The following is an 8,097-nucleotide window of genomic DNA, read 5'->3' as shown; positions in this document are numbered from 1 at the left end:
ACACACTTGGGGACGAACGAGCTTACGTTCCCGCCGTAGCGCTTGACCTCCTTCACGATCGACGAGGAGAGGAAGCTGTACCGACCGGCGGTCATGAAGAAGACGGTCTCGATGTCGGAGTCGAGGTCGCGGTTGGTGAGGGCGAGCTGAAACTCGTAATCGAAATCGGAATTCGCACGCAACCCGCGCACGATCGCGCTCACCCCGGCCGATTTGGCGCAGTCGATGAGGAGTCCATCGTAGGAGATCACCTCCACTCCTTCGATCCCGACTTCCGCAAGGGCCGCTTCGGTAATCGCCACCCGTTCGTCGATGGAGAAGAGCGGGGCCTTGTTCGGGTTGACGACCACCGCGATGATCAACCGGGGGAAGAGCTTCTTTGCCCGGCGGACGATGTCGATGTGCCCGTAGGTGATCGGGTCGAAGCTTCCCGGATAGAGCGCACTCCTGATCGGCATTGTAAAGTGATTCTAACTCGTCTGCGATCCCGCGTCCACCGGCCCGATGGCGGCGAGGTTGATGACCTCGGGGCGGACGAACTGCTCGAGCACCCGGGCGATATCTTCCTGCCCTATTCCATCCACCCGGCGAACGATCTCCTGCGGGGAGAGGATCTCCCTCCCGTTTATCGCCGCGTCTCCGAGGCGGGATGCCTTCCCGGCGTTCGTCTCCAGCCCGAGGACGAGATGACCGCGCAGCTTCGCCTTGGCACGGGCGAGCTCCTCCGTCGAGATCCCTTCCCGCCGCAACCGCTCCAGTTCGGTCAGGGTGATGTCGGTCACCGTGCCCACGTTCTTCGGGGCAGTCCCGGCGTAGATGATCCACGCCCCGGCGTCGGAGTAGCGGACGACCGAGCTCGTCACCGCGTAGGCGAGCCCGCGCTCCTCGCGGATCAGCCGGAACAGGCGTGAGCTCATCCCTCCCCCGAGGACGGTGTTTACGATCTCGAGCGGGAACCGATCCTCGGCCCCCGCAGTGCTCCCCGGGAGGCCGAAGTAGAGCTGTACCTGCCCGATCTCGCGGGGGTGGCGGTTGCGCCCCGGGTTCAACTGGGGAGGTGTGCGGTCCAGGGAGACCGATTCCGCCGGAGCTGCGGAGAAGTGGCGGGCGACGAGCTCGACGAACCCCTCCCTGTTCAGCGCTCCGCACCCGACTACCACCATGTTGGCCGGGCGGTAGTAGCGCCGGTGGAACGCGGCGATCTCCTCCACACTAACATCCCTGATCGTGGCCCGCGTCCCGAGGACCGGGCGGGAGAGGGGGTGCGAATCCTTCCACAGGTTGCTCACGAACAGGTCGTATCCGTATTGATCCGGATCGTCGTCGTGGGCGCGGATCTCCTCCAAGATCACCCCCCGTTCCTTTTCCACCTCAGCCGGGTCGAACGCAGGGTGCTGAACGAGGTCGGAAAGGACGTCGATCGCGACCGGAAGTCCATCAGCCGGGACATCGGCGTAATAGAAGGTGGATTCCTTCCCGGTCGCTCCGTTGATGTATCCCCCGACGGCGTCGATCTCTTCCGAGATCCGGGTTGCGTCCCGCCGCTTTGTCCCCTTGAACAAGAGGTGCTCCAGGAAGTGAGCGAGACCGGGACGATCAGGAGGATCGTCCCGGCTCCCGACTCGTATCCATACCCCGACGCTCACCGACAGAGAGGAGGGGACCTCCTCCCCGATGACGGTGAGCCCGTTCTCCAGCGTAGCCCGGAACGCTCCGGGATACAGGGACTCAATCACCAGCGATCCTCGAACGAGTGGGACTGGTGGGGCTTCTCCCGCTCAGGCGCCTTCTCCGGCTTGTGCGTGTGCTCCGGTTTCCGTTCCGGAATTTGTTGCTCCTTGTGGTTCTCCGACTCCGGGGCGATCCGCCGCAGCTTGTACCGACCCCGCTCGTCGATGTCGAGCACCTCGACCGTGATCTTGTCTCCTGGTTTCACCACGTCTTCCACCCGGCGCACGTACGCGTCGGACAGGGCAGAGATGTGGACGAGGCCGGTTATCCCCGGCGCGAGCTCGACGAACGCACCATAGTCGGTGATGTTCTCCACCGTCCCCTCGATGATGTCTCCGACCTTGATATTGGCAGCTGGCTTCTCCTCGCGGTGATTGTTCTTACCGCGCCCCCGATGGGAGGAGTCGCGCCGACCGCGGTGCTCTTCCCCCCGCGGTTGGGACCGTTCCCCCTCCTTCTCCAGCCGGCGCAGGTCGGGGCGACCCATCTTGTCCTCCCCGATCACCTCCACTGTGATCTCGTCCCCGGGCTTGACGATGTCGCGCACGTTGTCCACGAACCCGGAGGCAAGGTTGGAGACGTGCACCAGCCCCTCAGATCCGTTCGGCATCTCCACGAACGCGCCGAAGTCGACGGTCCGGGTGACCGTGGTCTTGAATATCGTCCCCACCTCGAGCTCGGCGGTGAGGGCCTTGATCCGCTCCTTGGCAGCGCGGACGGCCTCGGGGTCGGTTCCGGCGAGCCTGACGGTCCCGTCGTCCTCGATGTCGATCTCCGCCCCGGTCTCTTCGATGATCTGGCGGATCATCTTCCCGCCCGGGCCGATGACGAGCCCGATCTTCTCCACCGGGATCTGGATCGTGTCCAGCATCGGGGCGTACGGGGACAGGTGGTCGCGCGGGGCGGGTAGGGTCTGGGTCATCACGTCGAGGATCTTCAATCGCGCCTCCCGCGCCCGGGCGAGGGCCTCGCGCATGATCTCGCGGTTGATCCCTCCTACCTTGACATCGAGCTGGAACGCGGTGACTCCGTCGCGCGTCCCAGCAACCTTGAAGTCCATGTCGCCGCAGTGGTCCTCGTCCCCGAGGATGTCGGTGAGAATCACCCTCTTTCCGCTCGCCTCGTCTTCGATCATCCCCATCGCGATTCCGGCGACCGGCTTGCGGATCGGCACCCCGGCGTCCATCAGCGAAAGGGAGGCGCTGCATACCGTTGCCATTGACGACGAACCGTTCGACTCCAGGATCTCGGACACGATGCGGATGATGTACGGGAACTCCTCCTCCGGCGGGAGGACCGCGGTTATCGCCCCCTCGGCGAGGTAGCCGTGGCCGATCGACCGGCGGCTCGGGGAACCGATGCGACGCACCTCCCCGACCGAGTACGGCGGGAAGTTGTAGTGGAGCATGAACCGCTTCCGCCCCTCCTTCATCATCTGATCGATGATCTGCTCGTCGCTCCGCGTTGCACCAAGGGTGACGATCCCCAGGCTTTGGGTCTCGCCGCGGGTGAACAGGGCCGAACCATGGGTACGGGGGAGGATCCCGACCTCGCACGTGATCTCGCGCAGCTCATCGGGGCGCCGTCCGTCGACCCGGAGTCCGGTGGTGAGGATACTCGTGCGGAGGTACTCGCGGTGGAGGTCGTCGACCAGGGCGGTCACCTGCTTGGTGAGGGCGTCCGCTTCCTCCTTGGGCAAGTCCGGAGAGACGATCGCTGCGACCGCCCGCTCCTTCAGCTCCTCCACCAAGTCGTGACGAGCCCTCTTCCCCGGGAGCTGGGAGAGACGGGAAAGGTCGTCCCACACAAGCTCCCGGACACGGGCCCGCAACGCTTGATCCTCCTCGACGGGCGGGACCTCCTTCTTCACTGGGTTCACCCGGGCGACGAATCGCTCCTGCAGCCCGATCAGCTCCTGGATCGCCTGGTGGGCGAGATCGATCGACTCGATGATCTCCTCCTCGGAGAGCTCGTTCATCTTCCCCTCCACCATCGTTACGGTGTGCTTCGTCCCCGCGACGGTGATCTCGACTCCGCCCTCCTCCTGGGAGACGGCGTCTGGATTTACGACCAACCGGCCGTCAACCCGCCCGATCTTCACCCCGGCGATCGGCCCCTGGAACGGAGCATCGGAGATCATCAGCGCCGCGGAGGCCCCGAGCATTCCGACGATGCTCGGGGAACAATCCGGCTCGGCCGACAGAACGGTGGCTACAATCTGTACTTCGTCGTTGTACCCTTTGGGAAACAGCGGCCGGATCGGCCGGTCGATCATGCGCGCGCTCAGGATGGCGACGTCACTCGGCCGCCCTTCGCGTTTGAAGAATCCCCCCGGGATCTTTCCGCTTGCGTAGAAGCGCTCTTCGTAGTCGACGCGGAGGGGAAAATAGTCGAGTTCTTCTTTGCTCTCCTGGATGACAGCCGTCACTAATACCTTGGTGTCGCCATAACTGGCGAGGACGGCGCCGTTCGCCTGTTTGGCCATCCGGCCCGTCTCCAGGGAGATCTCTTTGCCGTTAAATTGAATACTTTCCTTTATTACCATGTCTCACTATACTCCTCTGATTCCCAATCTCTGAATCAATTCCTTGTACGCCTGGAAGTCCTGGCGCTTTAAGTACTTCAGAAGTCGGCGCCGTTGGCCGACCATCTTGCGCAGCCCCCGCTGCGAGCTGAAGTCCTTCTTGTGCACGTTCAAGTGCTCGGTCAGTTCCTTGATCCTCTCCGTCAAAAGCGCGATCTGTACCGGTACCGAGCCGGTGTCCGTCTCGCTCATTCCATACGTCCGGATCAACTCTCTCTTCTTCTCTGTGGTAAGTCCCATCTGTTTCCTCCTTCTACTCCCGCATCCGCGCGGGGGATCTCCCGCCCGCCCAGGTGGGGATGGCTCAGTTTTTGTAGCTTTTCGCTATCTTCTTCACCTCGTATTTTACCCGATCTTCGTCGATGGTGGTGAGCGAGCGGTCCCGCATGAGGAACCTCCCGTCGACCACTACATCGGTCACCGCCCCTCTCCCGGCGGAGTAGACCAGGGAGGAGAGCGGATCCGACGTCGGGATCGTCTCCACCCGCTCCAGATCGACGATCGCGATATCGGCTCGGTTTCCTTCTGCGATCGTTCCCTCGAGCCCGAGGGCTCGTGCTCCTGCCACCGTCGCCATCTGCACCGCCTCCTGGGCGGGAATGATCGTCGGGTCCCCGGAGGCCGCTTTTGCCGACAGCGCCGCGAACCGGAGCTCGGATGCCATGTCCAGGCTGTTGTTTGATGCTGCTCCGTCCGTCCCGATTCCGACGTTCACCCCGGCGGACCGCAGCCGGGAGATCGGGGCGATCCCGTTTCCCAGCTTGGCGTTGCTGCGCGGGCAGTGGGCCACGGTGACGCGGTGACGGGCCAGGATATCGACGTCGCTTGGGGTCACGTGCACGCAATGAGCGGCGATCGTCGGAGCGGAGAATCCACCCCACTCCTGTAGGAGCTCCACCGGGCTCATCCGATGGCGCACGTAACAGTCCGCCACCTCAGTCTGTGTCTCGGATAGGTGGGTGTGGATCGGCACTTCCTGTTCGAGCGCGAGCTCGACCGCCCGCTTCCATACTTCCCTCCCGCAGGTGTAGATGGAATGGGGAGCGACAGCCGCCTTCATCCTCTCCTCGCCGTCCTTGAGTCGCTTCACCGTCTCCTCTGCCCGAGCGAGCTCCTCCTTCCCGTGCGCATCGAGCTCTGCGGCGATGATCCCGTAGGAGAGGACCGCCCGCATCCCGGACTCGGCGACCGCCCGCTCGATCGCGTCGAGGTGGAAGTACATGTCGGAGAACGCCGTTGTCCCGCTCCGGATCATCTCCGCCAGCCCGAGGAGGGAGCCCCAGTACACGGCCTCGTCCGTAAGCCGCGCCTCCAGCGGCCAGATCCGATCACGCAGCCACTCCTCCAGCGGGAGGTCGTCCGCCGCTCCCCGGAACAGGACCATCGGCAGATGAGTATGGAGATTGACAAACCCGGGGATCGCGAGCTTTCCCTCCCCGGAGACGAGCTCGTCGGCCGGGGCGACCGGGAGGGGGGACTCGCTGATTTTCTCGATTTTGTTCCCTTCGATGCGGATATCGACGCGCTTTACAGTAAGGGCTTCTCCGAGCGCCGCGGCTATCCCTTTGAGAACTATTCCCATCGCTCCTTCTTCGTCTTTCCTTTTCTTTATGAAATTATAGTCTCTGCCGCTCTGCGGCGCAACGCTTGTCAGGACTGAGGGGTTGAAATTATCATAAAGACGGGATGCGTAACGTAACTCGATCGGGACGGGCGGGGGAGGAGGCCGCGCGCCGGTATCTGCAGGAGCGCGGGTACAGGATCGTCGCCCGCAACTGGAGCTGTCGGTTTGGGGAGATCGACCTGATCGCCCGCGACGGGGATACCCTCGTGTTTGTGGAGGTGAAGGCCCGGACACGGAACGGGTTCGGCGGGCCCGAGGCGGCGATCACCCCGGCGAAGCGCGAGCGGCTGATCGCCGCCGCCCGTGTTTACCTGGGAGAGGTCGGGACCGAGCTTCCGATCAGGTTCGATGTCGTCGCCATCCGGCCGGATCGAGTTGAGTTGTACAAAGACGCGTTCCAGGTGGATGATGTTCTCTAAGCTTCTTTCTGCTGTAATCTCCGGGATCGAGGCGGCGATCGTCGAGGTGCAGTGCGATGTGGCAAACGGACTCCCGGCTTTCCAGGTGGTCGGGCTCCCGGAGAAGGAGGTGAGCGAGAGCCGCGAGCGGATCCGGAGCGCGGTCAAGAACTCCGGGTTCTCCTTCCCGGCCCGTCGGATCACCGCCAACCTCGCCCCGGCCGACCTGCGCAAGGAAGGAGTTGGTTTCGACCTGCCGATTGCCCTTGGGATCATGATCGCAGCCGGAGAGATCCCTCCCCCGGACCGGCGCTACCTGATCGTGGGGGAGCTCTCCCTGGACGGAGAGGTGCGGCGGGTGCGGGGGATGCTCCCGATCGCGATCGCCGCCGCTGAGGACGGACTGGACGGTATCATCGTTCCGGCTGGGAACGCTGCCGAGGCGGGGCTGGTAGAGGGGATTCGGATCTACCCGGTGCGCACTCTGCAGGAGGCGGCTGGCTTTCTGTCCGGGGAAGTGGTGATCGAACCGTTCTCCGTCGATCGGGAGGGGCTGCTCGACCGGAGCGCGGCACCCCCGGTGATCGACCTGGCGGAGATAAAGGGGCAGGAGCAGGCGAAACGCGCGCTCGAGATCGCCGCCGCCGGGGGGCACAACCTACTGATGATCGGCCCTCCAGGAGCAGGAAAGAGCTTGCTCGCCCGCGCCCTGCCCGGGATCCTTCCCCCGCTCTCGTTCGAAGAAGCGCTCGAGGTGACGCGGATCTACTCCATCGCCGGGCTGCTCGACCCCGACACCCCGCTCGTGACGAGGCGGCCGTTTCGCGCTCCCCACCACACCATCTCCTATGCCGGGATGGTCGGAGGCGGGCACGGGACCCCGGGCCCGGGGGAGATCACCCTTGCCCACCACGGGGTCCTGTTCCTGGATGAGCTCCCGGAGTTCGACCGCCGCGTCCTCGAGACCCTGCGCCAGCCGCTCGAGGACCGCTCGATCCTGATCTCCCGCGCCGGAGTGGCGGTGCGGTATCCCGCCAGCTTCACCCTGGTTGCCGCGATGAACCCGTGCCCGTGCGGTCATCTCGGTGATCCGGTTCACCCGTGCACGTGCAGTCCGTACGAGATCCGACGCTATCGCAAGCGCCTCTCCGGGCCGTTCCTCGATAGGATCGATCTGTTCGTTGATGTTCCCCGTCTCACCCGGGAGGAGCTCCTCTCTCGACCGCGTGGGGAGTCGTCCGAATCGGTCCGCGCTAGAGTGATCGCCGCCCGCCGGATACAATGGGATAGAATGAAGGGTCGGTCGGGGCGGTTCTCCAACGCCCAGCTCGATCCGCGTGAGGTTGCTCGGTACTGCGCCTTGGAGAAGGAGGCGAAGGGGCTGTTGGAACTGGCGATAGATCGGTTCGCGCTCAGCGCGCGGGGCTACACCCGCGTGCTCAAGGTGGCACGGACGATCGCTGATCTAGAAGGCTCAGAGAAGATCAGGGACGCGCATATCGCGGAAGCGATCCAATACCGGGCAAGTGACGACCTAGCATAGGAGGTAACATGAAACTGACCGCGTTGGTGATCATCGGACTGTTGTTGGCGATAGGAGTGGCGGCATTTGCCGCCGATTTTCCCGTCACCGTATCCGCGATAGCGGTGGAGGGAAACGACAAGATCTCCACCCATGATATTCTCGCCGTGGTGAAGTTTCACCCCGGGGACGAGATCACAGCGGCGGATCTCAAGAAGGCGTCCCAAGCGATTTACGA

General features: G+C 64.0%; 7 protein-coding genes and 1 pseudogene. 3 read left to right on the top strand and 5 right to left on the bottom strand.

Going from position 1 to position 8,097, the window contains the following annotated elements; all coding sequences use genetic code 11:
* From coaD to J7J55_01830, 5 genes and pseudogenes are all read right to left on the bottom strand, one after another.
* Positions 1–452: pantetheine-phosphate adenylyltransferase (coaD, locus tag J7J55_01850; GenBank protein MCD6141447.1), on the bottom strand; the 452-nt coding region annotated here is incomplete at its 3' end.
* A gap of 18 nt (positions 453–470) precedes the next feature.
* Complete coding sequence (locus J7J55_01845; protein MCD6141446.1) at positions 471–1,736, bottom strand: insulinase family protein; 1,266 nt, start codon at positions 1,734–1,736, stop codon at positions 471–473.
* Positions 1,737–2,161: 425 nt separating this feature from the next.
* A pseudogene (locus J7J55_01840) lies at positions 2,162–4,276 on the bottom strand (polyribonucleotide nucleotidyltransferase).
* Positions 4,277–4,282: 6 nt separating this feature from the next.
* Positions 4,283–4,555, bottom strand: a complete 273-nt coding sequence (gene rpsO, locus J7J55_01835; protein MCD6141445.1) for a 30S ribosomal protein S15 — start codon at positions 4,553–4,555, stop codon at positions 4,283–4,285.
* A gap of 64 nt (positions 4,556–4,619) precedes the next feature.
* Positions 4,620–5,897, bottom strand: a complete 1,278-nt coding sequence (locus J7J55_01830) for an amidohydrolase (GenBank protein ID MCD6141444.1) — start codon at positions 5,895–5,897, stop codon at positions 4,620–4,622.
* A 104-nt stretch (positions 5,898–6,001) separates the two neighbouring features.
* Here J7J55_01830 and J7J55_01825 point away from each other — a divergent pair, with 104 nt between their 5' ends.
* From J7J55_01825 to J7J55_01815, 3 genes are all read left to right on the top strand, one after another.
* Complete coding sequence (locus J7J55_01825; GenBank protein ID MCD6141443.1) at positions 6,002–6,358, top strand: YraN family protein; 357 nt, start codon at positions 6,002–6,004, stop codon at positions 6,356–6,358.
* Positions 6,348–7,880, top strand: coding sequence for a YifB family Mg chelatase-like AAA ATPase (locus J7J55_01820; protein ID MCD6141442.1), 1,533 nt, complete (start codon positions 6,348–6,350; stop codon positions 7,878–7,880). Before J7J55_01825 ends, J7J55_01820 begins: the two co-directional genes overlap by 11 nt.
* Positions 7,881–7,888: 8 nt before the next feature.
* Positions 7,889–8,097: outer membrane protein assembly factor (locus tag J7J55_01815; protein MCD6141441.1), on the top strand; the 209-nt coding region annotated here is incomplete at its 3' end.

The sequence above is a fragment of the Candidatus Bipolaricaulota bacterium genome (genome assembly GCA_021159055.1).
Taxonomy (GTDB): Bacteria; Bipolaricaulota; Bipolaricaulia; order UBA7950; family UBA9294; genus S016-54.
The sequence above is the reverse complement of the archived record's forward strand: the minus strand, read 5'-3'. Positions and strand labels throughout refer to the sequence as shown.